We start from the raw sequence: 1,175 nt of genomic DNA, 5'->3' as shown, positions 1-1,175 counted from the left end.
CTAAATAACTGTTCCTAAATGTAGATCACCGGAGAATAAAAAAGAAAGGAACTCGGTAGCGTTTGTGCGATCTGATTAGTCGCCAAACCCACAAATCAACAACCACTACCGAGAGCCATGATTCTAACATTACCTGACCGTGCAGAGCGACGCCGAATTATCAAAAAAATGCACAAGACAAAGGATAAAGACCATTATCGCCGTTTGAATGCCATATTACTTTTGGCTAGCGGACAAACTGTCACCAAGGTTTCTTTGTTATTGGCAGCCGCCCGTTCATCGGTAAACCGCTGGATTCACTGGTACACCGAATACGGACTCGAAGGATTAGAAAGTACCACTCGTGGCAGGGCGCAGAAATTACCTTTTGTTCAGATAGCCGCAATCTTGAAGACATTGATTGCAATGAGCCCACAGCACCTTGGTTACCAGCGCTCCCGCTGGAGTACAGAGTTGATGGCAATGGAAGTGAACCGGATCTTTGACCTGAAGGTTCATGCATCAACGATTCGCCGCTGGTTGCCAAAACTTGGGATAGTCTGGCGCAGAGCTGCACCAACACTCCATATCAAAGATCCTGAAAAAGAAGAGAAACTTGCCCGTATCAGGCAAGCTTTAGAACAATGTAATGTTGACCACCCGGTCTTTTACGAAGATGAAGTGGATATTCATCTGAACCCGAAAATAGGAGCAGACTGGATGCATCAGGGAAAAGGCCAGCAAAAGAAAGTGATCACACCGGGACAAAATGCTAAGCATTATCTGGCCGGAGCGCTGCATGCGACAACAGGGAAAGTTACCTATATTGCCAGTACCAGCAAGAGTTCAGAGCTATTTATTGCGATGCTGGAATGCTTGAAACGCCAATATCGACGAGCAAAAACCATCACGCTGATTGTCGATAATTACATCATTCATAAAAGTAAAAAGACTCAGAGCTGGCTGAAGTTAAATCCCAAGTTTATTCTACTGTTTCAGCCGGTTTATTCTCCGTGGGTGAACAAGATAGAGAAGCTTTGGCACGCTTTGCATGAAACAGTGACCCGGAACCATCAGTGTAAAACGATGTGGCAATTATTGCAGCGGGTACGTTACTTTATGGATAACGTTTCACCATTTCCCGGTAGCGGTTATGGTTTGATGAGAGTGGAGCATAATTAGGATCAGTTATTTAG

1 protein-coding gene is annotated in these 1,175 nt (G+C 44.9%); it reads left to right on the top strand.

What is annotated here, in order from left to right; genetic code table 11:
* Nucleotides 1-117 precede the first annotated feature (117 nt).
* On the top strand, nucleotides 118-1,161 hold the full coding sequence (locus tag VR7878_RS20605) for an IS630 family transposase (protein ID WP_077337811.1): 1,044 nt from the start codon (nucleotides 118-120) through the stop codon (nucleotides 1,159-1,161).
* Nucleotides 1,162-1,175 lie beyond the last annotated feature (14 nt).

The sequence above is a fragment of the Vibrio ruber DSM 16370 genome, assembly GCF_900163965.1.
GTDB classification, from domain to species: domain Bacteria; phylum Pseudomonadota; class Gammaproteobacteria; order Enterobacterales; family Vibrionaceae; genus Vibrio; species Vibrio ruber.
Note: the sequence above shows the minus strand (reverse complement) of the source record. Positions and strands in the feature narration are given on the sequence as shown.